Raw genomic sequence first — 25,518 nt, 5'->3', positions numbered from 1 at the left:
TGCATCGAGCGATCTGCATCGACGGAAGTTGCGCACAGGTGCGAGTGAAGTTCCCGCATCCGTCGTACGGGTATCTCCGTAAGGGCGCTGCGAAAAAAATTTGTAACGGCGCGCGCAACGTGTCGTCGCAAACGGCTGCTCGAACGTATAGGGATGAAGGGGGAAGTGACGACGTCGGATGTGTCCAACGCACAAGACGTTCCGTTGTTCGACGAGACGCGACGGATGCAGTTTCTGCGGCTCGGGAGATCGATTGTAAAACGACGAAATGCGTTGTCCAAGCGGTGTTGTCGAGAATGACGAACTTCATACGAAGAGTTCGTGAAAAAAAATAAGAAAGGGTTTAGGATGAATTCGAACGCGCTTGCTTCTGCGCAGTCGTACGAAGGCAGGCACGTCTTCAGACTCAGGCGAGGGAGGTAGCATGGATATTTACAGCAGCTTCGCGAACCGCTTCGAAAAAACGCGAGAGGAAGAGCTCTCGCTGGAGGAGTATCTCGCGCTCTGCAAGAACGATCCATCCGCGTACGCGACGGCTGGTGAACGCATGCTGGCAGCAATCGGGGAACCTGAACACATCGATACCCGCAACGATCCGCGCCTGTCGCGGATCTTCGCGAACAAGGTCATCAAGGTCTATCCCGCGTTCCGTGAGTTCTACGGAATGGAGGAAGTGATCGAGCAGGTGGTCGCATATTTCCGTCACGCTGCGCAAGGGCTCGAAGAGAAGAAGCAGATCCTCTATCTGCTTGGCCCGGTGGGCGGCGGCAAGTCGTCGATCGCCGAGCGTCTGAAGCAACTGATGGAGCGCGTGCCGTTCTATTCGCTGAAGGGTTCGCCCGTCAACGAATCGCCGCTCGGGCTGTTCGACTACGACGAAGACGGCCCGATCCTCGAGGAACAGTACGGCATTCCGCGCCGCTACCTGAAAAACATTCTGAGTCCGTGGGCCGTCAAGCGCCTGCACGAATACAACGGCGACATCCGCCAGTTCCGCGTGGTGCGTCGTTATCCGTCGATCCTGCGGCAGATCGGGATCGCGAAGACGGAGCCCGGTGACGAGAACAACCAGGACATCTCGTCGCTGGTCGGCAAGGTCGATATCCGCAAGCTCGAACAGTACGCGCAGGACGACGCCGACGCGTACAGCTACTCCGGTGGCCTGTGCCTGGCGAACCAGGGCCTGCTCGAGTTCGTCGAAATGTTCAAGGCGCCGATCAAGGTGTTGCACCCGTTGCTCACCGCCACGCAGGAAGGCAACTTCAAGGGCACCGAGGGCTTCGGCGCGATTCCGTTCGACGGGATCATCCTCGCGCACTCGAACGAGTCGGAATGGAAGGCGTTCCGCAACAACCGCAACAACGAGGCACTGCTCGACCGGATCTTCGTCGTGAAGGTGCCGTACTGCCTGCGCGTATCGGAAGAGACCAAGATCTACGAGAAGCTGATCCGCAACTCGTCGCTGGCCGAGGCCGTCTGCGCACCGGGCACGCTGAAGATGATGTCGCAGTTCTCGGTGCTGTCGCGCCTGCACGAGCCGGAGAATTCGAGCCTGTTCTCGAAGATGCAGGTGTACGACGGCGAAAACCTCAAGGATACCGATCCAAAGGCGAAGTCGTACCAGGAATACCGCGACTACGCGGGCGTGGACGAAGGGATGACGGGCGTGTCGACACGCTTCGCGTTCAAGATCCTGTCGCGCGTGTTCAACTTCGATTCGAGCGAGGTCGCGGCCAACCCCGTGCACCTGATGTACGTGCTCGAGCAGCAGATCGAACGCGAGCAGTTCCCGCCGGAAACCGAGCAGAAGTATCTGTCCTTCGTGAAGGACGTACTGGCGTCGCGCTACGCGGATTTCATCGGCAAGGAGATCCAGACGGCCTACCTCGAGTCGTATTCGGAGTACGGCCAGAACATCTTCGACCGCTACGTCACGTATGCGGACTTCTGGATCCAGGACCAGGAATTCCGCGATCACGATACGGGCGAGAGCTTCGACCGCGCCGCGCTCAACGCGGAGCTGGAGAAGATCGAGAAGCCGGCCGGCATCAGTAATCCGAAGGATTACCGCAACGAGATCGTGAACTTCGTGTTGCGTGCACGGGCGGCGAACGCCGGCAAGAACCCCGTGTGGACGAGCTACGAGAAGTTGCGCGTCGTGATCGAGAAGAAGATGTTCTCGAATACCGAGGAACTGTTGCCGGTGATTTCGTTCAACGCGAAGGGTTCGGCGGAGGAGCAGCGCAAGCATGAGGACTTTGTGAACCGGATGGTCGCGAAGGGCTATACGCCGAAGCAGGTGAGGCTGCTTTGCGACTGGTACCTGCGCGTGCGCAAGTCATCATGACGCGCGCGGTACCGCGCCCGTACGGCGAGACCGTACGGGCGCTTTCAGAGGCGCCGCCCGCATGACGGCAGACGGCATGCGCGGCGAGTGCCCCGGCAGATCGACTTTCGAGCGGGAGACCGGGAGTGCTTCATCAAATCATCGACCGCAGGCTGGCCGGCAAGAACAAGAGTATCGCCAACCGCGAACGCTTTCTGCGTCGCGTCAAGAACTACATTCGTCGTGCCGTGTCCGACGCGGTGCGCGACCGTAGCATCAAGGATATCCAGAGCACGCAGAGCATCACGATCCCGCGCAAGGACATCGCGGAGCCGAATTTCCGGCACGCGCCTGGCGGGCGTCGTGAATACGTGCACCCCGGCAACGAGGACTACGTGCGCGGCGACAAGATCCCGCGCCCGCAGGGCGGCTCGGGCGGCGGAGGCAGTCAGGCGAGCAACGAGGGCGAAGGGCAGGACGACTTCGTGTTCGAGTTGTCGCGCGACGAGTTTATGCAGTACTTCTTCGACGATCTCGAACTGCCTCGCCTCGTGAAGACGCACCTGCTGACGGTGCCGAGCTGGAAGAACGTGCGCGCGGGATGGTCGGCGGAAGGCACGCCGAACAACATCGACGTCGTGCGTTCGCTGCGCAGCGCACTCGGGCGTCGCATCGCGCTCGGCTCGCCGCTCGTCAACGAACTGCGAGAGCTGGAGGCGCAGCTCGAGGCGATGAAGAGCGACCCGGAAGACCGGCGCGCGGAGATCGCGGTGCTCGAGGCCGAGATCCATCACCTGAAGGGGCGCATCTGGCGGATTCCGTTCATCGATCCGTTCGACCTGCGCTACATCAACCGCGTGAAGCAGCCGCAACCCTCGAGCCAGGCCGTGATGTTCTGCCTGATGGACGTGTCGGGCTCGATGGACGAGCAGCGCAAGGATCTGTCGAAGCGCTTCTTCATCCTGCTTTACCTGTTCCTCAAGCGTAACTACGAGCGCATCGAGGTGGTGTTCATCCGCCACCACACGCGTGCCGAGGAAGTCGACGAGGACACCTTCTTCCATTCGACCGAGAGCGGCGGCACGGTGGTGTCGAGTGCGCTCGAGCTGATGCGCAAGGTGATGAACGAGCGCTACTCGCCGACGGAGTGGAACATCTACGGCGCGCAGGCGTCCGACGGCGACAACTGGACTGACGATTCGCCCAAGTGTCGCAAAATCCTGGAAGAGGATATCCTCACGAAGGTGCGTTACTTCGCGTATATCCAGGTCGCGCCGGAAGAGCAGAACCTGTGGCTGGAATACGCGCAACTGGCCCTGTCTCAGCCGCATCTCGCGATGAAAAAAGTGGAATCGGCTGCCGACATTTACCCGGTGTTTCGCGAATTGTTCGAAAAGCAGGTGGAAATGTCATGACGACCCGCCATCTGCACAACGAGTCGCGCGGCTATGCGCCGCGCCCTTCCGGCGACGACACGGCCGGCCCTGCCGCACCGCAGCAACGCGGGCAGGCCGAACCGCCGCCGCCGGCCGCCGATTTGCCCGGCCCAGGGCAAAAGGAAGCGCGTATGAACGTTGCCGAACGCAAGCCGCTGCCGTGCCCGTCCGACTGGACGTTCGAATTGCTCGAGGAATACGACACGCACATCTCGCAGGTCGCCGAACAATACGAGCTCGACATCTACCCGATCCAGCTCGAACTGATCAGCGCCGAGCAGATGATGGACGCGTATGCGTCGGTCGGGATGCCCGTCAACTACCGTCACTGGTCGTTCGGCAAGCACTTCCTGTCGACCGAGAAGAGCTACCGCCGCGGCCAGATGGGCCTCGCGTACGAAATCGTCATCAACTCGAACCCGTGCATCGCGTACCTGATGGAAGAGAACACGATGACGATGCAGGCGCTCGTCATCGCGCACGCGGCGTACGGGCACAACTCGTTCTTCAAGGGCAACTACCTGTTCCGGCTGTGGACCGACGCGCACGCGATCATCGACTATCTCGTGTATGCGAAGAACTACGTCGCGGAATGCGAGGAGCGCTACGGTCTCGATCGTGTCGAGGAACTGCTCGATTCGTGCCATGCGCTGATGAACTACGGCGTCGACCGCTACAAGCGGCCGCAGAAGCCTTCGCTGTCGAAGGAGGCCGCGCTGCGGCGCGAGCGCGAGGCGTACCTGCAGTCGCAGGTGAACGAACTGTGGCGCACGCTGCCGGGCAAGAAGCCCGAGCTGATGGAGGAGCAGGAAGACCGCTATCCGCCCGAGCCGCAGGAGAACCTGCTGTATTTCGCGGAAAAGAATGCGCCGCTGCTCGAACCGTGGGAGCGGGAAGTGATCCGCATCGTGCGCAAGATCGGCCAGTATTTCTACCCGCAACGGCAGACGCAGGTGATGAACGAAGGCTGGGCGACGTTCTGGCACTACACGCTGCTGAATACGCTGTACAACCAGGGGAAGCTGGAAGACAGCTTCATGATGGAGTTCCTGCATTCGCACAGCAACGTGGTCTACCAGCCGCCCGTCACGAAGCCGTACTACAGCGGGATCAACCCGTACGCGCTCGGCTTTTCGATGATGAGCGACATCCGGCGGATCTGCGAAGCGCCGACGGAGGAAGACTACAAGTGGTTTCCCGAGATCGCGGGCACTCCGTGGCTGCCGGCGATGCACTACGCGATGCGCAACTTCAAGGACGAGAGCTTCATCGCGCAGTACCTGTCGCCGAGCCTGATCCGCGACATGCGGCTCTTTTCGGTGCTCGACGACGACATGCGCGATTCGCTCGAGGTGTCGGCGATCCACGACGATTCGGGCTACCAGTATGTGCGACAGGCACTGTCGAGGCAGTACGACATCCATCACCGCGAACCGAACATCCAGGTGTGGGCGGTGAACACGCGCGGCGACCGCAGCCTCACGCTGCGCCACTTCATGACCGACAACCGTCACCTGTCGAACGACAGCGACGAAGTGCTCAAGCACATGGCGCGGCTCTGGCAATTCGACGTGTTTCTGGAAAGCGTCGACGAGGCCGGTACCGTGCGCAAGCGCTACGAGTGCCGCTACGTGCCGCCGGAGGTGCGGATCTGAACATCGCCTGCGGGAAGTTTGCACCGAGCGCCAGCCTGCGGGCTGGCGTTTTCATATGACGAACGCATGGCGGGAGAAAAATTTTCTACATCCGGACGAACCCGGAGAGCCTGTTACTTTACATTTCGCTAAAATCCCGTAGCGCCGTGCGCCGGAACCGGTGCCACGTTCGACCGCACGCGGCGGCCCAGCCGCCTCGCCCAGAAAGTACTACAAGGAACAGACCAATCCATGGACGTCCAGACCGAACAAGCCGCGCTGTCCGCGCATGACACCCGGCGGCGCGTGTTCGCCATCGTCGGCGCCTCGTCGGGCAACCTCGTCGAGTGGTTCGACTTCTACATCTACTCGTTCTGCGCGCTGTACTTCGCGCCGGCATTCTTCCCGAGCGGCAACACGACGACGCAGCTGCTGAACACGGCGGGGGTGTTCGCGGCCGGCTTCCTGATGCGTCCGATCGGCGGCTGGCTGTTCGGCCGCATCGCCGACCGCCACGGCCGCCGCAACGCGATGATGATCTCGGTGCTGATGATGTGCGGCGGCTCGCTCGTGATCGCGGTGCTGCCGACCTATGCGCAGATCGGCGCGCTCGCGCCGGCGCTGCTGCTGGTTGCGCGGCTGTTCCAGGGGCTGTCGGTGGGCGGCGAATACGGCACGAGCGCGACCTACATGAGCGAGGTGGCGCTGAAGGGCCGCCGCGGCTTCTTCGCGTCGTTCCAGTATGTGACGCTGATCGGCGGCCAGCTGTGCGCGCTGCTCGTGCTCGTGATCCTGCAGCAGACGCTGTCGGGCGACGAACTGAAGGCGTGGGGCTGGCGCATTCCGTTCGTGGTCGGCGCGGCGGCCGCGTTGATCTCGCTGTACCTGCGCAAGTCGCTCGACGAGACGTCGACGTCCGAATCGCGCGACAAGAAAAACGCGGGCACGATCCGCGGCGTGTGGCAGCACAAGGGGGCGTTCTTCACGGTGGTCGGCTTCACGGCCGGCGGCTCGCTGATCTTCTACACGTTCACGACGTACATGCAGAAGTACCTCGTGAACACGGCCGGCATGCATGCGAAGACGGCCAGCAACGTGATGACCGTCGCGCTGCTCGTCTACATGCTGATGCAGCCGGTGTTCGGCGCGCTGTCCGACAGGATCGGCCGCCGCACGTCGATGATCCTGTTCGGCTCGTTCGCGGTGATCGGCACGGTGCCGCTGATGCACGCGCTGAAGGACGTGACGAGTCCGGTGGCGGCGTTCGTGCTGATCACGGTCGCGCTCGCGATCGTCAGCTTCTACACGTCGATCAGCGGGCTGATCAAGGCCGAGATGTTCCCGCCGGAAGTGCGCGCGATGGGCGTCGGCCTGTCGTATGCGGTCGCGAACGCGATCTTCGGCGGCTCGGCCGAGTACGTCGCACTGTGGTTCAAGTCGATCGGCAGCGAGGAAACCTTCTACTGGTACGTGACCGTGCTGTGCGCGATCTCGCTGATCGTGTCGTGGCGGATGCGCGATCCGAGCAAGGAAGGGTACCTGCGTCACGAGCCGTGATCGGCCGCGCATCGTACGCATTCGCATCATGACGAACGTCCCGCCAGTCGGCGGGACGTTTTTTTTCGGCATTCGATTACGCGGGCGGAGGCGGTGCGTGGTCGGGCGCCGGGTCGGCCACGCTCGACAGGATGCCTTGCTGGACCAGCCAGTCGAACATCTGCTCGACGATCGGCGAGCGCGACGGGCCTTCCATCCGCGACAGCCACCATGTGGTGCCGGGCAGGCGCGGGTAGTCGGCGAGCACGGTCAGCACGTGCTGGTCGAGGCCGGCCTGCGCGACGAGGCGCGGCAGGCACGCAATGCCGCGGCCGCGCTGCACGGCGTCCAGCACGAGCCGCTGGTCGTCGTAGATCGCCTGCATCCGGAAATCCGACAGCTGCTCGCGAAAGACGGTCGCCATGCGCTCGTCGGTCAGGCTCGCTTCGAGGCAGACGAGCCCCGCGTGCCGCGCGTGTTCGGCGCGCGGCACGCGGGCGAGCGTCTCGGCCAGCGGCGTCGCGCACACCGTCACCCATTCGTCCCGCATGAACGGAATATCGACCAGGCCCGGCTGCAGCATCGGCCGCGTGCCGATCGTCATGTCGACGTCGATCTCGTCGACGTAGCGCGCGGTTTCGTCGGTCGACAGCAGCGGGCACAGGTCCGGCAGCGCCTGCTGCAACTGCTCGAGGCGCGGCTGCAGCCAGCCGTGCAGCAACGGTGCCGGACACACCAGCACGACGAGCCCCGGGTTCAGGTAGGTCGCGATGCGGTCGAGCCCGCCGCGCAACGTGTCCATCGCGCGCTGGACGCTGCGCTGCAGGACCTCGCCGGCGATGGTCAGCTCGACGCCGCGGCCGCGCCGGCGGAACAGCGGTTGCCCGAGCTGCGCTTCCAGCTGCTGGATCTGGTGGCTGATCGCCGACTGCGACAGGTGCAGCTCGTCGGCCGCGCGCGAGAAATTGCCCAGCCGGGCCGCGGCTTCGAAGCCGGTCAGTAGTTTCAGGGACGGAACGCGTTGCATCGAGGTATGAGGTGAATTGATTGATTCGGCCAAGAAATATCAATATTCATCAAGTTTAACCTGGCGGAAAATCGCTCATCAATCACAACGGAGTCGGATCGATGGGTCGCTTTGATGCTCGCCAGCGCGGTTACCGGATGCCCGCCGAATGGGAATCCATGCACGCGACGTGGCTCGGATGGCCGGTGCTCGACAATCGCGAGGACCTGTGGGGGACGCATTACGCGCAGGTCTGCCGCGAATTCGCGCTGGTCGCGCGCACGATCGCGCGCTATCAGCGCTGCGTGGTCGCGGTGCACCACAGCCAGGCCGATGCCGCGCGCGAACTGGTGGGCCCGAGCGTCGACGTGCTGCCGGTCGCGGCCGAGGACAACTGGCTGCGCGATTGCGGGCCGATCTTCCTCGTCAGCGAACGGCACGGGCTGGGCGCGGCCGTGTTCCGCTTCAACTGCTGGGGCGAGAAGTACCAGCCGTACGACGGCTGCCAGCAGGCCGGTCAGGACATCGCGCGCGCGGCCGGCGCCGAGATCTTCAATTCGCACATGGTGCTGGAGGGCGGCTCGTTCTACGTCGACGGGCAGGGCACGCTGGTCACGACCGAGAGCTGCCTGCTGCATCCCAACCGCAATCCGCACCTGAGCCGCGCGGAGATCGAAGCGGAATTGCGCCGCATGCTGGGCGTCGAGAAGATCGTGTGGCTGCCGGGCAACCCCGACGAAGTGGAGACGAACGGGCACGTGGACGGCATCGCGTCGTTCATCGCACCGGGCCGGATGCTGTGCCAGACCGCACTGCCGGAACAGGGCGACTATTTCCGCGTGATGCGGGAAAACCGCCGCGCGCTGGAGCTCGCGACCGATGCGGCGGGGCGCCGTTTCGAGCTGCTCGACCTGCCGTCGCCGATCGTCAGCGAACGCTTCGGCTCCGAGCGCTACTGCGACTGCTATGCGAACTACATTGTGGTGAACGGCGCGGTGATCGTGACCGCATTCGGCGTCGAGCAGGACGAGGCCGCACGCGACGCTTTCAGCCGGGCGTTCCCGACGCGCAAGGTGCAGATGCTGCCGATCCCGACGCTGTCGATCGGCGGCGGCAGCATCCACTGTTCGACACAGCAGCAGCCGTCCGTCGCGCACTGAGCGACGTCCCATGAGCGGTTACCGGTTCCATCGAGGAGCAATCGCAATGCCGTCCAAACACATCACCGTCGCCGCCGTCCAGATGGCGTCGGGCAGCTGGAATCTCGAAGACAACATGGCCACCGCGGAGCGCCTGATCCGCGCGGCCGCCGCGCAGGGCGCGAATCTCGTGCTGTGCCCGGAGCTGTTCGCGATGCCGTACTTCTGCCTCGACCAGAACGTGCGCCATCTCGAACTCGCGCAGCCGTTCGAAGGCAACGCGCAGATCGCCCGTTTCGCGGCGCTGGCCGGCGAACTCGGCGTCGTGCTGCCGATCGGCTTCTTCGAGCGTGCGGGCAATGCCGCGTACAACTCGATCGCCGTGGCGGACGCGGACGGGCGCGTGCTCGGCGTCTATCGCAAGACGCATATCCCGGACGGGCCGGGTTATACGGAGAAGTTCTATTTCACACCGGGCGATACCGGCTTCAAGGTGTGGGATACGCGCTTCGGCCGGATCGGCATCGGCATCTGCTGGGACCAGTGGTATCCGGAGACGGCGCGTTGCCTCGCGCTGATGGGCGCCGAGATCCTGTGCTTTCCGACCATCATCGGCTCGGAGCCGTTCAGCAGTGCGTTCGATTCGTCCGGCCACTGGCAGCGCACGATGCAGGGCCACGCGGCCGCCAACATGGTGCCGGTGGTGGCGGCCAATCGGATCGGCCGCGAAGCCGGTTTCGGCAACGGCAATCCGCAGCAGCAGGGGCTCACCGGCGTGTTCTACGGGTCGAGCTTCATCGCGGATCACACCGGCGAGAAGCTGGCCGAGGCGAACCGCACCGACGAGGCGGTGCTCGTGCACACGTTCGATCTCGACGCGATCCGCGCCGACCGGCAATCGTGGGGCTTCTTCCGCGATCGCCGTCCGGAGATGTATCGCACGTTGCTGACCAGCGACGGCGTATCGTCCTGCTATCGATGAGGGACGCCCGATGAAACGGCAAGGATGGTTGCGTGTCGCGGCGCCGGGCCTCGCGCTGTGCGTGCTGGCGGGAACGGCGCACGCCGACGAAGAGAAGGTGCTGAACCTCTATAACTGGAGCAATTACTTCGCGCCGGATACGCTGGCCGGCTTCGAGAAGGAAACCGGCATCAAGGTGCGCTACGACGCGTACGACAGCGACGAGACGCTGCAGTCGAAGCTGCTGACCGGCAACAGCGGTTACGACCTCGTGTGGCCGACCAACGACTTCATGGCCCGGCAGATCCAGGCGGGTGTGTTTCGCAGGCTCGACAAGCACCGGCTGCCGAACCTGAAATATCTCGATCCGTCGCTGCTGAAGCAGATGGCGCAGTCCGATCCCGGCAACCAGTACGGCGTGCCGTACATGTGGGGCACCGTGGGCGTCGGCTACGACCGCGCCAGGGTGCGCGCGATCCTCGGCCAGGACATGCCGGCCGACAGCCTCGACCTGCTGTTCAAGCCGGAGATCGCGTCGCGCGTCGCCGCGAAGTGCGGCCTGGGCCTGCAGGACTCCGCGAGCACCGTGCTGCCGCTGGCGCTGCGCTATGTCGGCCGCGATCCGATGCATCCGTCCGCGCAGGACTACGCGGCCGCGCAGGCGATGCTGATGAAGATCCGGCCATTCATCCGCGAGTTCGTGGGTTCGTCCGACGCCAACGAGCTGATCGACGGTGAGCTGTGCGTAACGGTCGGTTTTTCCGGCGCGATCAACCTGGCCGCGCAGAAGGCGAAGGCGCGCGATCCGAAGCGCGACGTCGTGTACGACATTCCGCGGATCGGCACCCTGATGTGGTTCGATGCAATGGTCATTCCGGCATCCGCGAAACATCCGGACAACGCGCATGCGTTCATCAACTACATCCTGCGTCCGGACGTGATCGCGAAGATCTCGAACTCGACGCGCTACGCGAATGCGAACCAGGGCGCGCTGAAGCTGATGGATCCGGCGCTGGTGCGCGATCCGGGCGTCTATCCGGACGAATCGACGCGGCGCACGCTGTTCACGCCGATCGCCGAATCGCCGGCCGCGATGCGTCTCGAAGGCCGGACCTGGCTCGGCTTCAAGACGGCGCGACCGTGACGGCCCGCCCTGCAACAACCGAAACAACCGAAATAACCGGCAAGCGAAAGAGGAATGCCATGACTACACGACGTCAACTGTTGAAACGCGGCCTGTCCGTCTCCGGCGCGGCGCTGGCCGCCGGCGCGATGGGCGGGTTGTTCGGCCGCGCCGCGCATGCGCAGCAGGGCGCCACCTGGCACATGCCGGACGAAGGCGCGCCGCACACGGCGACCTGGATGGCGTTCGGCCCGAGCGCGGACATCTGGGGCGCGCGGCTGCTGCCGGTGGTGCGCGAGCATCTTGCCGCGGTCGCGAAAGCGATCGCCGCGCACGAGCCGGTCAAGATGCTGGTGCGGGAAGAGGATTACGCGGTCGCGTCGCGCCTGTGCGGCTCGTCGGTCGAACTCGTCCAGCATCCGGTCGACGACCTGTGGATGCGCGATACCGGGCCGGTGTTCGTGAAGAACGCGTCGGGGCAGCTCGGTGGCGTGAGCTTCAATTTCAACGGCTGGGGCAACAAGCAGGAACACGACCAGGACGCGCAAGTCGCGCCGTTCGTGGCCGAACGCGCCGGCGCGCGGCTGGTCGACACGAAGCTCGTGCTGGAAGGCGGCGGCATCGAGGTGGACGGCGAGGGCACGGCGATCATCACGCGCAGCTGCGTGCTCAATTCGAACCGCAATCCGGGCGTCAGTCAGGCGCAGTGTGAAGCCGAGCTGAGCCGCCTGCTCGGGCTGAAGAAGATCATCTGGTTGCCGGGCATCGCCGGCAAGGACATCACCGACGGGCATACCGATTTCTACGCGCGCTTCACGAGCCCGGGCGTCGTGGTGGCCGGGCTCGACACGGACCCTTCGTCGTACGACCACGCGGTGACGCGGCAGCATCTGGAGATCCTGCGGAAATCCACCGATGCGAAGGGGCGCCCCTTGAAGGTTGTCGTGCTGCAGGGCCCGAAGACCGTCCGGCACCAATACGAGAACGCTGAGTTCGCGGCCGGCTACATCAATTTCTACGTGTGCAATCGCGCGGTGATCGCGCCGCAATTCGGCGACAGCCGTGCCGACCGCAATACGCGCGACACGCTCGTCGACCTGTTTCCCGGCCGCGAGGTCATCCAGCTGAACATCGACGGCATCGCCGCGGGTGGCGGCGGCATCCACTGCACCACGCAACAGCAGCCGGCGTGAGCGTGTCGCGTCATATCGTTATCGAAATCGATTCGTTGTCCGTTGCGGACGATTTCCGTAACCTGAACCCGTAGTTCGTGTGACACCTCCTTGACTGGGATTCGCGCCCGCTGCGTGCAGCGGGCGTCTTTTTTTGTTCCGATCATTCGCGTGTCCAGGATATACAATCGCCAACGCCTGTCCGAGGCGCCATCGACGATTGAAAAAATATCCATGAAAGAACAACGATCATCCGTTCCGGGCCTGACGATCCTGCTGGCCGTCGTCAACCTCGCCGTCTTCGTGCTGATGTGGCGACAGGCATCGTACGGTGCGCTGACGAACAGTCTGCTGCTCGGCTGGGGCGCCAACTTCGCGCCATATACGCTGACCGGGCAGCCGTGGCGCCTGCTGACCAGCGCGTTCCTGCACGGCGGTTGGCTGCATCTGGCGCTGAACCTTTACATGCTGATCGTGCTCGGCACCGTGCTCGAGCGCGCGGGCGGCTCACTGCGGTTCGGCGTCGCGTACCTGCTGTCGGCGCTCGGCGGCTCGCTGCTGAGCGCGCTCTGGTCCGGGCATCACGAGGTCAGCGCAATGCAGGTCGCGTTCGGCATCGTGATGCCGACGAGCGGCATCCGCCCGGTCGTCAGCGTCGGTGCGTCGGGCGCGCTGATGGGACTGGCCGGCGCGGCCGCCGCGCTCGCATTGCACCGGCGTGCGGACCGCGGTCGCGATGCGGGCGTCGTCATCAATCTCGGCGCGGTGGCCCAGGTGATCGCCATCAACCTGGCGTCGGGATTCTTCATTTCAGGTATCGACCAGGCTGCGCATCTTGGCGGTGTCGTCACGGGTTTCGTCGCCGGCTGGATACTGTACGGTTTTCGTCCTTCGGGCGCTTCGCTGCGTGGTGCGGTGCTGCCGGTCACGCTGGCGGTGCTGGGTAGCGGCGTGATGTTGTTTGCGGCGCAGCGCGCGGGCAGCGCGGAGCTGCAGGAGCTACGCACGGCCGTGGATCGCGAGCGTGCGCAGGACGACGCGCGGCAGCAGGCGAAGCGCGATGCGGACACGATCGCCGAGCAGATCCGCGAGGACGAGCAGCATCGCGCCGCACCCGTGTCCGCGGAACTGGCCGCAGGCACGGTCGTCCCGGTCGGCAAGGGTACCTATGCAATGGTCATGGGAGCGTCGGGCAAGCGCCTGTACATCACCGACAACGACGAGAACACGCTCGTCGTCGTCGACGTCGACAAGCGCACGGTGGTCCAAACGATTGCCGGCGAGCCATTCAAGACGGGGCTCAACGGTTGTCCAAGCAACATGTGCCGCGGCCGCGGCGCGAGCGGAGTAGTTGTCAGCCCGGATGAGCGCTATGCGTATGTGACGTCGATGCGCGAGGACAGCGTCGTACGTATCGATCTGGCGAGCGGCAAGATCGTCGACAGTGCGATGCTCGGTCGGTTTCCGCGTGCGATCGTCGCATCGGCATCGCACGACAGGCTCTACGTGCTGAACGGCGTCGACGATACGGTGTCCGTCGTCAGCATTACGCACTGGCCGCAGGTCGTCGCGACGCTGAAACTGGGTGATGGCGACGGGGCGGGCGTCGAGTTCGGGCGGTCACTGTCGATGTGGCTGTCGCCGGACGGCAAGCAACTGAATGTCAACGCGATGCAGAAAGGCACGATCGTCGCGTTCGATACGTCGACGAACGAGCCGCTCCGCTCGTATCCGCTCGATGCAGGGTTCATCCGGGCGGAACCGGGCGCGCCGGGCGCGGGAACATGGTTCTACGGCGCGTCGTCGGTCAAATGGGTGGACCCGGCGAGCCTGGCGTCGCTGAAGACCTATCCGGTCTGCCAGACTTCGGCACACAGCTTCGACGGCAGCGATGATGGCAAGCTGATCGCCGTGACCGCGTACGACGGTTCGCCGATGCGCGTGATCAAGGTGGCGACCCGCCGAACGGTCGGCGAATTTCCGGTGGCGGGCGGCGTGTCGCAGGTGATCTTCGCGCCAGACCATCGCACGCTCTACGCACTGGGCGCTGCGGGCACGCTGTCGTTCCTCAGCATGGACCGCTCGCTCGATTATCTGCAAGACACGGACGCAGGCGAATTCCTGTGTGCGGCGTTCGCGGACGGGGAAGAGGGCGCTGACGGCGCGTGACCGCGCCGCCAGCCTCATCACGAAACCCGCTGAGCAAAGCACCATTTGTTGGTTCGGATTCGCCGCACGCGCTGATACGTTAGCGGCTTCGCGACGACACACTCCGTCGCGATGTTCTTCGAACCGGGCCGCCGCGCGATCCGCGGCGGCCTTCATAACAAATCAGGTCGTGCTCATGAAAATCCACACTCTCGCTACGTGGCTCGTCGGGGCTGCGCTCGTTACCGCAGGCACCGTCGCGCATGCGGACCGTCTCGACGATATCAAGAAGGCCGGCGTGCTGCGCGTCGCGACGTTCGACAGCAACCCGCCGTTCGGCTATGTCGACGGCAAAAGCAATCACATCGTCGGTCTCGACGTTGACTATGCGAAGGCGCTCGCCGACAAGCTCGGCGTGAAGCTGCAGCTCCAGCCGACCAACCCCGCGAACCGCATTCCGTTCCTGACGTCCGGCAAGGTCGATCTCGTGCTCGCGAACTTCACGATCACCGACGAGCGCGCGAAGCAGGTCGACTTCAGCATTCCGTATTTCTCGTCGGGCCAGCAGTTTCTCGCGAAGAAGGGCGTGCTGAAATCGGCCGACCAGTTGAACGGGCTGCGCGTCGGCGCCGACAAGGGCACGACCAACGAAATCACGCTGCGCGAGAAATTCCCGAAGGCGACGATCGTCGCGTACGACGACACGCCGTTCGCGTTCGCCGCGCTGCGCGCCGGCAACGTGCAGGCGATCACGCAGGACGGCCCGAAGCTGATCGGCCTGCTCGCGAACGTGCCGGACAAGCAGAACTACGAGATCCCGGCGTTCACGATCTCGAACGACTACATGGGCGTCGGCGTGCCGAAAGGCGAGACGCGCCTGCTCGGCTTCGTCAACGACACGCTGAAGGGGCTCGAGGCGAACGGCCGTGCCGTGCAGATCTACGACGCATGGTTCGGGCCGACGACGAAGACGCCGCTCACGCGCATCTTCCGGATCGGCGACAAGACCTGATCCGCATCGCACGCGCGCCGCGACCGGCCGGATCATCGGCCTCGCGGCGCTTTCCGTTGACTTCCGATCGCGCGCTTCGCGCCCGCAACACAGCATGCTCGGGTTGGCTCCCAAATATCTGTCCTGGCTCTGGCAGGGCTTCCTGCTGACGCTCGGTCTCGCGGCCGCGTCGGCCGTCGCCGCGACCGCCGGCGGTCTGCTGCTCGCGGTCATGCGGCATGCGCGCGGCACGGCACCGCGCGCGGCGGCAGCCGCGTACGTCGTCACGTTCCGCAACACGCCGCTGCTCGTGCAGTTGCTGTTCTGGTATTTCGGTGTCGCGTCGCTGCTGCCCGACACGTGGGTCGCATGGCTGAACGCGCGCCATGCGTTGAGCATGGGCCCGTTCACGCTCGCATGGCCGTCGTTCGAATTCGTCGCGGGCTGGGTCGGGCTGAGCGCGTATACGGCCGCGTTCGTCGCGGAGGAATGCGAAGCCGGCCTGCGCGGCGTGCGGCGCGCGCAGCACGATGCGGCGGCCGCGCTCGGCCTCACGCCGATGCAGTCGCTGCGCTACGTGGTGCTGCCGCAGGCCGTGCGCATCGCGTTGCCGCCGCTGTTCGGCCAGTACATGAATCTCGTGAAGAACTCGTCGCTTGCGATGGCGATCGGCGTGGCCGAGCTGTCGTATGCATCGCGGCAGGTCGAGACCGAAACGTTCAAGACCTTCGCCGCATTCGGCGTGGCGACCGTGCTGTACGTCGCGGCGGTGGCCGCGATCGAAGCGGGCGCGTATGCGGCGACGCAATGGCGCGACCGGCTGGGAGCGGGGCGCTGACGATGGATTTTTCGCTGCTGCTCGCCAATCTGCCGTACCTGCTCGTCGGCGCGTTCCCGGAAGGGCCGCTCGGCGGCGCCGCGCTGTCGCTGCTGCTCGCGATCGCGTCGGCCGTTGCATCGGCCGTGCTCGGCATCGCGCTCGGCGTTGCCATGGCGCTCGCGCGCGGCCCCGCGCGCGTGCTGCTGCTCGCGTTCATCGGCTTCTTCCGCGCGATTCCCGTGCTGATGCTGATTTTCTGGACCTACTTCCTGATGCCCGTGCTGCTGCACATGGACGTGCCGGGGCTCGCGACGGTCGTGTGCGCGCTCGCGCTGATCGGCGGCGCGTATCTCGCGCACGCGGTGCATGCGGGCATCGTCGCGGCCGGCGACGGGCAATGGCAGGCCGGGCTGTCGCTCGGTCTCACGCGCTGGCAGACGGTGCGCTACGTGCTGCTGCCGCAGGCGATCCGGATCATGACGCCGTCGTTCATCAATCAGTGGGTCGCGCTCGTGAAGGACACGTCGCTCGCCTATATCGTCGGCGTGCCTGAACTGTCGTTCGTCGCGACGCAGGTGAACAACCGGCTGATGGTGTATCCGGCGCAGATCTTCCTGTTCGTCGCGCTGATCTACCTGGTGCTGTGTACGTCGCTCGACGGCGCGGCACGCTGGCTGTTGTCACGCCGCCCGCGCACGCAACGCGCCGCGGATGCGGCGGCCGAGTACACGGAACCGGCGCGGTAACGGCGAGCCGCGGCCGCATCGACGTGCCGGTGAGGCGGCAGTGTCGGGGAATCTTCGCGGCGGACAACGCGCCGGGCTGGTCGGGCCCGACGGGCAGCACGCACAAGGAAAGGGGAGGGGCGGCCGCGCGCCGCTGTTCGTCGAGCGACGGCGGGCGGCCTGTGCGTCACGACGCGGCGTAGTGCGTATTGAAGACCGCGCGCAGCGTCGACGTGTCGGTCGCGAAATCGCCCCACAGCGGCCCGTCGTTCTGCGCGAACGCGAACGGCGCCGTATTGATCGACGCGAGACGGAAGCGCCATTGCGCCGCTTCCTGGCGGAATGCGGTGAGCTGCATGTCGGACAGCGCCGTCTGCGCGCTCGCGAGCGTGACGAGCGGGTCGACCGGGTTGTTCGCGACCCGCACCTCGAAGTGCAGGTGCGGGCCCGTCGCGGCGCCGGTCATCCCGACCGAGCCGATGCGCTGGCCCTGCTTCACGGTTTCGCCCGTCTTGAGACCGTGCGCGAACGCCGACAGGTGCGCGTAGTAGGTCGAGTAACCGTCGGCGTGATCGACGATCACGTAGCGGCCGTAGCCGCCCGGATCGGTGCCGACGAACGACACGACGCCGTCGGCCGCCGCGTCGACGGGCGTGCCGGTCGGCGCGGCGAGATCGACGCCCGTGTGGAACGCCATCGCCTGCGACAGCGGATGGACGCGCTCGCCGAAGAACGAGCTGATGCGCGTCCATTTGACCGGCATCGTGAATGCGGCGGCTTCGAGCGGCGAGCCGTCGAGCGCGTAGTACGCGCCGTGCTCGGCGCCCGGCGCGCGGAACCAGATCGCGCCGAACGTGCGGCCGGCGACGCGCAGTTCGAGCGCGGTAAGGCGCGGCGTGCCGTCGTTCGTATCGAACGCGACGCGGTAGTAGTCGCCGCGCTGCGCGCTCGCGCGCATCGCGACCTTGCCGCTGACGAGATCGCCGAGCTGGATACGCACCTCGGGCGGCACGTCGAGACGGTTCAGCGTATCGGACAGCGTGAGCTCGATGTCGCCCGCGCGCATGCCGTGCCGGTTTTCGGGGGCCGCGAACTGGAACAGGTTCGCATAACCGAGCATGTCGTTGCGGTGCGCGCTGAGCGGCGCGAACAGGCCCGGCTGCTGGCTGCGGTCGTGGTGTTCGTCGGAATCGTTGCGCTCGCCGATCGTGCGGGCGAGCTCGCTCGTCACGAAATGCTGCGCGGTGGGAAACGGCGTGTCGGACAGCACGCGCTGCGGCAGCGCGGCCGTGCCCGAGTCGACGGCGCCCGGCAGTTGCGACACGGCCGGCAGCGCGGCGAGGCCGAGTGCGGCGAGGGCGCCGAGCACGGCGGCCGGCACGAGCGCGCGCACGACGCGCTGCGCGCGGCCGGGCGCGAAAGCATCAGGGGTAGCGGCAGACTTGACCAAGGTGTCCACATCCAGGAAAGCGGTTCAAAGGGGTGTGGGCAGGGGCCGCCGGCGGCACATCCGTCGGGCGGCGACGGGGGCGGGCGGCGGGCGTGCAACAAAACAGGCCCCGCCAGGGGCCTGTGTCGTTTCCGTTCGACCCAACGCGCGGGGCGGGCCCGCTTCGAACGGCGGCGTGCATACCGGGTCGAACCCGGTTATCACGAAGACGCTAAAGAAAGATGACAGCGCCAGTCTACCGGTGTTCCGCACAACGTTAAAAATTTTAAAGAGGGTCAGCTCATTCGTTTCGCAGTGCGATAAATCGGGTTAAATCAGCATTTATTACGACAAATTTCGTCAGTCCGGCAATTTGTGCGCGCGGCCGCGCAACGCGTCGGACGTGCGCACGGTGTCGAAGCCGGCGTCGAGCATGGCCTCGGCGTCGTTCCACAGGTTGCCGCGCAGCCGGTTGGTCCAGATCATCGACGCGAACACGCCTTCGAGCAGCGACACGAGATAGACGGCGGCCAGGTGCACGTCGAGATCGGCGGCGAGTTCACCGGCCGCGATCGCGCGGCGCAGCAGCGCCTTCGTGATCCGCAGCATCTGCAATTCGAGCAGCATGCGGCGGCGCTGCAGCGCGCCGTTTTCCTCGCTCTGTTCGCACTTCGTATAGAGGATCACGAGCACGCGCTGCATCGGGCCCGGCTCGCCGCATTCCTGAAGATAGTGCGAGGCGGCGCGCCGCAGCGTGGCGAGCGGCGGCAGCCCGTCGCCCGCGTCGAAGCCTTCCGACGTGCGCGCGAACGCGCGGTCGCACATCGCCAGACACACTTCCATCTTGTTGCGGTAGTGGCCGTAGACGGCCCCGCGCGACATCCCGGCGGCCTCGGCGAGATCCGCCATCGCGGTTTGCGCGACGCCTTTCTCAAGCAGCACGAGTTCGGCGGCATCGAGGATCCGGTGCTTGATGGCGAGCGATTCTTCGCGGGTCTTGCGGGCCATGTCCTGAAATTCCTTACAGTTCGCTGTCGTTTTATTGAGACAGTATGACGGTCAGATTGAAGCGGCACGTATTTAATCAATCGTGACTGATTATAATCGGCCACCCTGAGCCGCCGCATTGTATCGGCGGCGAACGATCCGAGGTCACATATGAATAACAATCGCTCCCTGTTGCGCCACCGGCTGGCGCCGTTCGCGCTGGCGGCCGTGCTGGCCCTGGCCGGATGTGGAAAGGGCGACAAGGACACCGCGCCGGAGGCCGCGAAACAGGCGACGGTCGTGACGGTGCGTCCGACGGCCGTGCCGATGACCGTCGAATTGCCGGGTCGGCTCGATGCATACCGGCAGGCGGAAGTGCGTGCGAGGGTCGCGGGCATCGTGACCGCACGCACCTACGAGGAAGGCCAGGAAGTGAAGCAGGGCGCGGTGCTGTTCCGCATCGATCCCGCGCCGCTGAAGGCCGCGCGCGACGCCGCGCAGGGGGCGCTCGCGAAGGCGCAGGCCGCCGCGCTCTCGGCGAGCGACAAGCGCCGCCGTTACGACGATCTCGTGCGCGATCGCGCGGTGAGCGAGCGCGATCACACCGAGGCCGTTGCCGGCGACACGCAGGCGAAGGCCGACGTTGCGTCCGCGAAGGCGGAACTCGCACGCGCGCAGTTGCAGCTCGACTATGCGACGGTCACCGCGCCGATCGCGGGCCGCGCACGGCGCGCGCTCGTGACCGAGGGTGCGCTCGTCGGCCAGGACCAGGCGACACCGCTCACGACCGTCGAGCAGCTCGACCCGATCTACGTGAACTTCTCGCAGCCGGCCGCCGACGTCGACGCGTTGCGCCGGGCGGTGAAGAGCGGACGCGCGACGGGTATCGCGCAGCACGACATCACGGTGACGCTGCTGCGCGCCGACGGCACCGCGTACCCGCTGAAGGGCAAGCTGCTGTTCAGCGATCTCGCGGTCGATCCGACCACCGACACCGTCGCGATGCGCGCGCTGTTCCCGAATCCGGAGCGCGAACTGCTGCCGGGCGCGTACGTGCGGATCGCGCTCGACACGGCGGTCGACCAGCGGGCGATCCTCGTGCCGCGCGATGCGCTGCTGCGCACGGCCGACCGCACGTCGGTGCGCGTGGTCGGCACGAACGGCAAGGTCAAGGACGTCGAGGTCGCCGCCGACCAGATGAGCGGCCACGACTGGCGCATCACGCGCGGCCTCGCGGGCGGCGAGCGCGTGATCGTCGACGATGCCGCGCAGTTCGCGCCCGATACGGCCGTCAAGCCCGTCGAGAAGGCGCCGCCGTCGAAAGCGGCGCCGGCAGCGGCCGCTTCGCAGGCGGCCGCCCGTCAAACCTGACCGGTTAACACCACACCACCATGGCACGTTTCTTCATCGATCGCCCCGTCTTCGCGTGGGTGATCGCAATCTTCATCATGCTGGGCGGCGCATTCGCGATCCGCTCGCTGCCCGTTGCGCAGTACCCGGACATCGCGCCGCCCGTCGTCAGCATCTATGCGACGTACCCGGGCGCATCCGCGCAGGTCGTCGAGGAATCGGTGACCGCGCTGATCGAGCGCGAAATGAACGGCGCGCCGGGGCTGATGTATACGTCCGCGACGAGCAGCGCCGGCGCGGCGTCGCTGTACCTGACGTTCAAGCAGGGCGTCAACGCCGATCTCGCGGCCGTCGAAGTGCAGAACCGGCTGAAGACGGTCGATGCGCGGCTGCCGGAACCGGTGCGGCGCGACGGCATCCAGGTCGAGAAGGCCGCCGACAACATCCAGCTCGTGGTGTCGCTGACATCCGACGACGGGCGGATGACCGACGTGCAGCTCGGCGAATATGCGTCGGCGAACGTCGTGCAGGCGCTGCGCCGTGTCGACGGCGTCGGCCGCGTGCAGTTCTGGGGCGCCGAATATGCGATGCGGATCTGGCCCGACCCGGTGAAGATGGCCGGGCACGGCCTCACCGCGTCGGATATCGCGTCGGCGGTGCGCGCGCACAACGCACGCGTGACGATCGGCGACATCGGCCGCACCGCGGTGCCGGCCAGCGCACCGATCGCGGCGACCGTGTTCGCCGATGCGCCGCTGAAGACGCCGGCCGAGTTCGGCGCGATCGCGCTGCGCACGCAGGCCGACGGCTCCGCGCTGTATCTGCGCGACGTCGCGCGCGTCGAGTTCGGCGGCAACGACTACAACTACCCGTCGTACGTGAACGGCAAGGTCGCGACCGGGATGGGCATCAAGCTCGCGCCGGGCTCGAACGCGGTATCCACCGAGAAGCGCGTGCGCGCGACGATGGACGAGCTGTCCGCGTATTTCCCGCCGGGCGTGAAGTACCAGATCCCGTACGAGACGTCGTCGTTCGTGCGCGTGTCGATGAACAAGGTCGTCACGACGCTGATCGAGGCCGGCGTGCTCGTGTTCCTCGTGATGTTCCTGTTCATGCAGAACCTGCGCGCGACGCTGATCCCGACGCTCGTCGTGCCGGTCGCGCTCGCGGGCACGTTCGGCGTGATGTATGCGGCCGGTTTCTCGATCAACGTGCTGACGATGTTCGGGATGGTGCTCGCGATCGGCATCCTCGTCGACGACGCGATCGTCGTGGTCGAGAACGTCGAGCGGCTGATGGTCGAGGAGGGGCTCGGGCCGTACGACGCGACCGTCAAGGCGATGAAGCAGATCAGCGGCGCGATCGTCGGCATCACCGTGGTGCTGACGTCGGTGTTCGTGCCGATGGCATTCTTCGGCGGCGCGGTGGGCAACATCTACCGGCAGTTCGCGCTGTCGCTCGCGGTGTCGATCGGTTTCTCGGCCTTCCTCGCGCTGTCGCTCACGCCCGCGCTGTGCGCGACGCTGCTCAGGCCCGTGTCCGGCGAACATCACGAGAAGCGCGGCTTCTTCGGCTGGTTCAACCGCTTCGTCGCGCGTTCGACGCAGCGCTACGCGACGCGCGTGGGCAAGATGCTGAAGAAGCCGGTGCGCTGGCTCGTCGTGTACGGCGCGCTGACCGCGGCCGCGGGGCTGATGCTCACGCAACTGCCGACCGCGTTCCTGCCGGACGAGGACCAGGGCAACTTCATGGTGATGGTGATCCGACCGCAAGGCACGCCGCTCGCGGAAACGATGCAGAGCGTGCGGGAAGTCGAGTCGTACATCCGCCATGACGAGCCGGCCGCGTATACGTTCGCGCTCGGCGGCTTCAACCTGTACGGCGAAGGGCCGAACGGCGGGATGATCTTCGTCACGCTGAAGAACTGGAAGGAGCGCAAGGCCGCGGACGCGCACGTGCAGGCGATCGTCGCGCGCATCAACGAGCGCTTCGCGGGCACGCCGAACACGACGGTGTTCGCGATGAACTCGCCGGCGCTGCCCGATCTCGGCTCGTCGAGCGGTTTCGACTTCCGGCTGCAGAACCGCGGCGGGCTCGACTACGCGACGTTCAGCGCCGCGCGCGAGCAGCTGCTCGGGGCGGGCCGCAAGGATCCCGCGTTGACCGACCTGATGTTCGCCGGCACGCAGGACGCGCCGCAGCTGAAGCTCGACATCGATCGTGCGAAGGCGTCCGCGCTCGGCGTGTCCATGGATGAGATCAACACGACGCTCGCGGTGATGTTCGGCTCCGACTATATCGGCGACTTCATGCACGGCACGCAGGTGCGGCGCGTGATCGTGCAGGCCGACGGGCTGCACCGGCTCGATCCGGACGACGTGAAGAAGCTGCGCGTGCGCAACTCGCATGGCGAGATGGTGCCGCTTGCGGCGTTCACGACGCTGCACTGGACGCTCGGGCCGCCGCAGCTCACGCGCTACAACGGCTTTCCGTCGTTCACGATCAACGGCTCGGCCGCGCAGGGCCACAGCAGCGGCGAGGCAATGGCCGCGATCGAGCAACTCGCGGCGAAGCTGCCGGCCGGCACCGGTTATGCGTGGTCGGGGCAGTCGTTCGAGGAGCGGCTGTCGGGCGCGCAGGCGCCGATGCTGTTCGCGCTGTCGGTGCTCGTCGTGTTCCTCGCGCTCGCGGCGCTCTACGAGAGCTGGTCGATTCCGTTCGCGGTGATGCTGGTCGTGCCGCTCGGCGTGATCGGCGCGGTGCTCGGCGTCACGCTGCGGATGATGCCGAACGACATCTACTTCAAGGTGGGGCTGATCGCGACGATCGGATTGTCCGCGAAGAACGCGATCCTGATCGTCGAAGTCGCGAAGGACCTGGTCGCGCAGCGCATGTCGCTCGTCGACGCCGCGCTCGAGGCCGCGCGCCTGCGGCTGCGGCCGATCGTGATGACGTCGCTCGCGTTCGGCGTGGGCGTGCTGCCGCTCGCGTTCGCGTCGGGCGCCGCGTCCGGCGCGCAGATGGCGATCGGCACCGGCGTGCTCGGCGGGGTGATCACGGCGACCGTGCTCGCGGTGTTCCTCGTTCCGCTGTTTTTCGTGATCGTCGGCCGCCTGTTCGACGTCGGCCCGCGCCGGCGCGGCGGAGCGCAGCCGGCGGCGATGGAGGGTTCTCAATGATGTTTGCGCTGAATGCACAGGCAGCGCTGCGGGTTCAGGTTGCGCTGGCCGCCGCGCTCGCGCTGGCCGGCTGCACGCTCGCACCGCGTTACGAGCGGCCGGCGGCGCCCGTGCCGGCGACCTATGCGCCGGTCGACGACAGTGCCGCGCCGGCGGCGGCGGCGGCCGCGGCATCGCCCGCCGATGCCGCGTTGCTCGACGACTGGCGCGCGTATTTCACCGATGCCGCGCTGCAGGCGTGGATCGACGCGGCGCTCGCGAACAACCGCGACCTGCGGGTCGCCGCCGGCCGGCTCGAGGAAGCGCGCGCGCTGTACGGCGTGCAGCGCGCGGACCTGATGCCGTCGGTCGATGCGAATCTGGGTTATGAGCGTGCGCGCCAGTACGACCCGGTCGTGCGCGAAAGCGCGATCAGCGGGCTGTATCGTGCGGGCGTCGGCATCAGCGCGTACGAGCTCGACCTGTTCGGCCGCGTGCGCAGCCTGTCCGATGCGGCGCTCGCCGAGTATTTCGCGACGGCCGACGCGCAACGCACGGTGCGCATCGGCGTGATCGCCGACGTGGCGGGCGCGTACGTGTCGGAGCGCTCGCTGCACGAGCAGCTCGCGCTGGCGCAGCGCACGCTGGACGCGCGCGAACGCATGGCCGCGCTTACGCAGCGTCGTTATGCGGCCGGCACGAGCGACGCGATCGAGCTGCGCTCGGCCGAGATGCTGGTGGCATCCGCGCGCGCATCGCAGGCCGCGCTGCAGCGCGAGCATGCGCAGTCGGTGCGGGCGCTGCAGTTGCTCGCGGGCGACTTCGCGCGCAACGTGCCCGGCGACACGACCGCGCTCGACGGGCTGTCGATCGCGCCCGTGGCGCCCGGCGCACCGAGTGCGCTGCTCGAACGGCGGCCGGACATCCGGCAGGCGGAGGCGCGGCTGAAGGCCGCCAACGCGCAGATCGGCGCCGCGCGCGCGGCATTCTTTCCGCGCATCACGCTGACGAGCGACTACGGCTCGGTCAGCGATGCGTTCTCGAGCCTGTTTGCCGGCGGCACGAGCGTGTGGACGTTCGCGCCGCGCATCACGTTGCCGATCTTCGCGGGCGGACGCAACCGCGCGAACCTCGACGTCGCGAACGCGCGCAAGCACATCGCGGTGGCCGATTACGAGAAGACGGTGCAAACCGCGTTCCGCGAAGTGGCCGACGCATTCGCCGCGCGCGACTGGATCGATCGCCAGCTCGCCGCGCAGCAGGACGTGTATGCGGCCGACGGCGCTCGGCTGAAGCTCGCGGAGCGCCGCTACGCGGGCGGCGTCGCGACGTATCTCGAACTCCTCGACGCGCAGCGCAGCACGTACGAGTCAGGGCAGGAACTGATCCGGCTCAAGCAGCTCAGGCTCGCGAATGCGATCGCGCTGTACCGCGCGCTCGGCGGCGGCTGGTCGCCGGCGTCGGCGGAGGCCGCGGCTTCCGCGTAATGCCCGTCGCCTGACGCCGCAGCGCGTCGGGCGGCATGACGGCGGCGGTACGTTTCGACGTGCTGCCGCCGCTTCCTTCGATCCATACCG

18 protein-coding genes are annotated in these 25,518 nt (G+C 66.2%); 15 read left to right on the top strand and 3 right to left on the bottom strand.

Features of this window, described 5'->3' with window-relative positions; genetic code table 11:
* Positions 1 to 424: 424 nt before the first annotated feature.
* The 4 genes from ABIC51_RS09325 (at position 425) to ABIC51_RS09310 (ending at position 6,953) form a co-directional block, all read left to right on the top strand.
* A complete protein-coding gene (locus ABIC51_RS09325; protein WP_021163181.1) occupies positions 425 to 2,347 on the top strand; it encodes a PrkA family serine protein kinase in 1,923 nt (640 codons plus the stop codon).
* 125 nt (positions 2,348 to 2,472) lie between these two features.
* A complete protein-coding gene (locus tag ABIC51_RS09320) occupies positions 2,473 to 3,741 on the top strand; it encodes a YeaH/YhbH family protein (RefSeq protein ID WP_021163180.1) in 1,269 nt (422 codons plus the stop codon).
* Entirely contained in the window at positions 3,738 to 5,417 is a 1,680-nt protein-coding gene (locus tag ABIC51_RS09315; RefSeq protein ID WP_027787471.1) for a SpoVR family protein, read from the top strand. The genes ABIC51_RS09320 and ABIC51_RS09315 overlap by 4 nt, the downstream gene beginning before the upstream one ends.
* Positions 5,418 to 5,648: 231 nt before the next feature.
* A complete protein-coding gene (locus ABIC51_RS09310) occupies positions 5,649 to 6,953 on the top strand; it encodes an MFS family transporter (protein WP_021163178.1) in 1,305 nt (434 codons plus the stop codon).
* 76 nt (positions 6,954 to 7,029) lie between these two features.
* Here ABIC51_RS09310 and ABIC51_RS09305 read toward each other — a convergent pair whose 3' ends face one another.
* A complete protein-coding gene (locus tag ABIC51_RS09305) occupies positions 7,030 to 7,959 on the bottom strand; it encodes a LysR family transcriptional regulator (RefSeq protein WP_060084836.1) in 930 nt (309 codons plus the stop codon).
* A gap of 101 nt (positions 7,960 to 8,060) precedes the next feature.
* Here ABIC51_RS09305 and ABIC51_RS09300 point away from each other — a divergent pair, with 101 nt between their 5' ends.
* The 8 genes from ABIC51_RS09300 to ABIC51_RS09265 all read left to right on the top strand — a co-directional run bounded on the left by ABIC51_RS09300 (position 8,061) and on the right by ABIC51_RS09265 (position 17,038).
* Positions 8,061 to 9,098, top strand: coding sequence for an agmatine deiminase family protein (locus ABIC51_RS09300; protein ID WP_146254047.1), 1,038 nt, complete (start codon positions 8,061 to 8,063; stop codon positions 9,096 to 9,098).
* A 46-nt stretch (positions 9,099 to 9,144) separates the two neighbouring features.
* Positions 9,145 to 10,059 carry an N-carbamoylputrescine amidase gene (aguB, locus tag ABIC51_RS09295; RefSeq protein ID WP_021163174.1) on the top strand — a complete coding sequence of 305 codons (915 nt, stop codon included), beginning with the start codon at positions 9,145 to 9,147 and terminating at the stop codon, positions 10,057 to 10,059.
* 10 nt (positions 10,060 to 10,069) lie between these two features.
* On the top strand, positions 10,070 to 11,182 hold the full coding sequence (locus ABIC51_RS09290; protein ID WP_146254046.1) for a polyamine ABC transporter substrate-binding protein: 1,113 nt from the start codon (positions 10,070 to 10,072) through the stop codon (positions 11,180 to 11,182).
* 59 nt (positions 11,183 to 11,241) lie between these two features.
* On the top strand, positions 11,242 to 12,354 hold the full coding sequence (locus tag ABIC51_RS09285; RefSeq protein ID WP_146254045.1) for an agmatine deiminase family protein: 1,113 nt from the start codon (positions 11,242 to 11,244) through the stop codon (positions 12,352 to 12,354).
* 213 nt (positions 12,355 to 12,567) lie between these two features.
* The gene (locus tag ABIC51_RS09280; protein ID WP_175899850.1) at positions 12,568 to 14,502 is read left to right on the top strand and encodes a rhomboid family intramembrane serine protease; all 1,935 of its coding nucleotides are present in this window, start codon (positions 12,568 to 12,570) and stop codon (positions 14,500 to 14,502) included.
* 175 nt (positions 14,503 to 14,677) lie between these two features.
* Positions 14,678 to 15,493 (top strand): ABC transporter substrate-binding protein, encoded by an 816-nt coding sequence (locus tag ABIC51_RS09275; protein WP_027787463.1) that lies wholly within the window; start codon positions 14,678 to 14,680, stop codon positions 15,491 to 15,493.
* Between the two features lie 94 nt (positions 15,494 to 15,587).
* Positions 15,588 to 16,310 carry an amino acid ABC transporter permease gene (locus tag ABIC51_RS09270; protein ID WP_060205573.1) on the top strand — a complete coding sequence of 241 codons (723 nt, stop codon included), beginning with the start codon at positions 15,588 to 15,590 and terminating at the stop codon, positions 16,308 to 16,310.
* A gap of 2 nt (positions 16,311 to 16,312) precedes the next feature.
* Positions 16,313 to 17,038, top strand: a complete 726-nt coding sequence (locus tag ABIC51_RS09265) for an amino acid ABC transporter permease (protein ID WP_091921525.1) — start codon at positions 16,313 to 16,315, stop codon at positions 17,036 to 17,038.
* A 166-nt stretch (positions 17,039 to 17,204) separates the two neighbouring features.
* Here the strand turns inward: ABIC51_RS09265 and ABIC51_RS09260 are convergent, their stop codons facing one another.
* Together ABIC51_RS09260 and ABIC51_RS09255 are read right to left on the bottom strand one after the other, a co-directional pair.
* Positions 17,205 to 18,467 (bottom strand): M23 family metallopeptidase, encoded by a 1,263-nt coding sequence (locus ABIC51_RS09260; RefSeq protein ID WP_027787460.1) that lies wholly within the window; start codon positions 18,465 to 18,467, stop codon positions 17,205 to 17,207.
* A gap of 339 nt (positions 18,468 to 18,806) precedes the next feature.
* Positions 18,807 to 19,454, bottom strand: a complete 648-nt coding sequence (locus tag ABIC51_RS09255; RefSeq protein WP_059682682.1) for a TetR family transcriptional regulator — start codon at positions 19,452 to 19,454, stop codon at positions 18,807 to 18,809.
* A gap of 150 nt (positions 19,455 to 19,604) precedes the next feature.
* Between ABIC51_RS09255 and ABIC51_RS09250 the strand changes: the two genes are divergently transcribed.
* Genes ABIC51_RS09250 through ABIC51_RS09240 form a run of 3 tightly spaced genes read left to right on the top strand, consistent with a single transcriptional unit; the run spans position 19,605 to position 25,428 of the window.
* The gene (locus ABIC51_RS09250; RefSeq protein ID WP_354006419.1) at positions 19,605 to 20,804 is read left to right on the top strand and encodes a MexX/AxyX family multidrug efflux RND transporter periplasmic adaptor subunit; all 1,200 of its coding nucleotides are present in this window, start codon (positions 19,605 to 19,607) and stop codon (positions 20,802 to 20,804) included.
* Between the two features lie 20 nt (positions 20,805 to 20,824).
* A complete protein-coding gene (locus ABIC51_RS09245) occupies positions 20,825 to 23,962 on the top strand; it encodes a multidrug efflux RND transporter permease subunit (protein WP_059682679.1) in 3,138 nt (1,045 codons plus the stop codon).
* Positions 23,962 to 25,428 (top strand): efflux transporter outer membrane subunit, encoded by a 1,467-nt coding sequence (locus tag ABIC51_RS09240; protein ID WP_146254125.1) that lies wholly within the window; start codon positions 23,962 to 23,964, stop codon positions 25,426 to 25,428. The genes ABIC51_RS09245 and ABIC51_RS09240 overlap by 1 nt, the downstream gene beginning before the upstream one ends.
* Positions 25,429 to 25,518 lie beyond the last annotated feature (90 nt).

The sequence above is a fragment of the Burkholderia sp. 572 genome, assembly GCF_040545135.1.
Classification (GTDB): Bacteria; Pseudomonadota; Gammaproteobacteria; order Burkholderiales; family Burkholderiaceae; genus Burkholderia; species Burkholderia cepacia.
The sequence above is the reverse complement of the archived record's forward strand: the minus strand, read 5'-3'. Positions and strand labels throughout refer to the sequence as shown.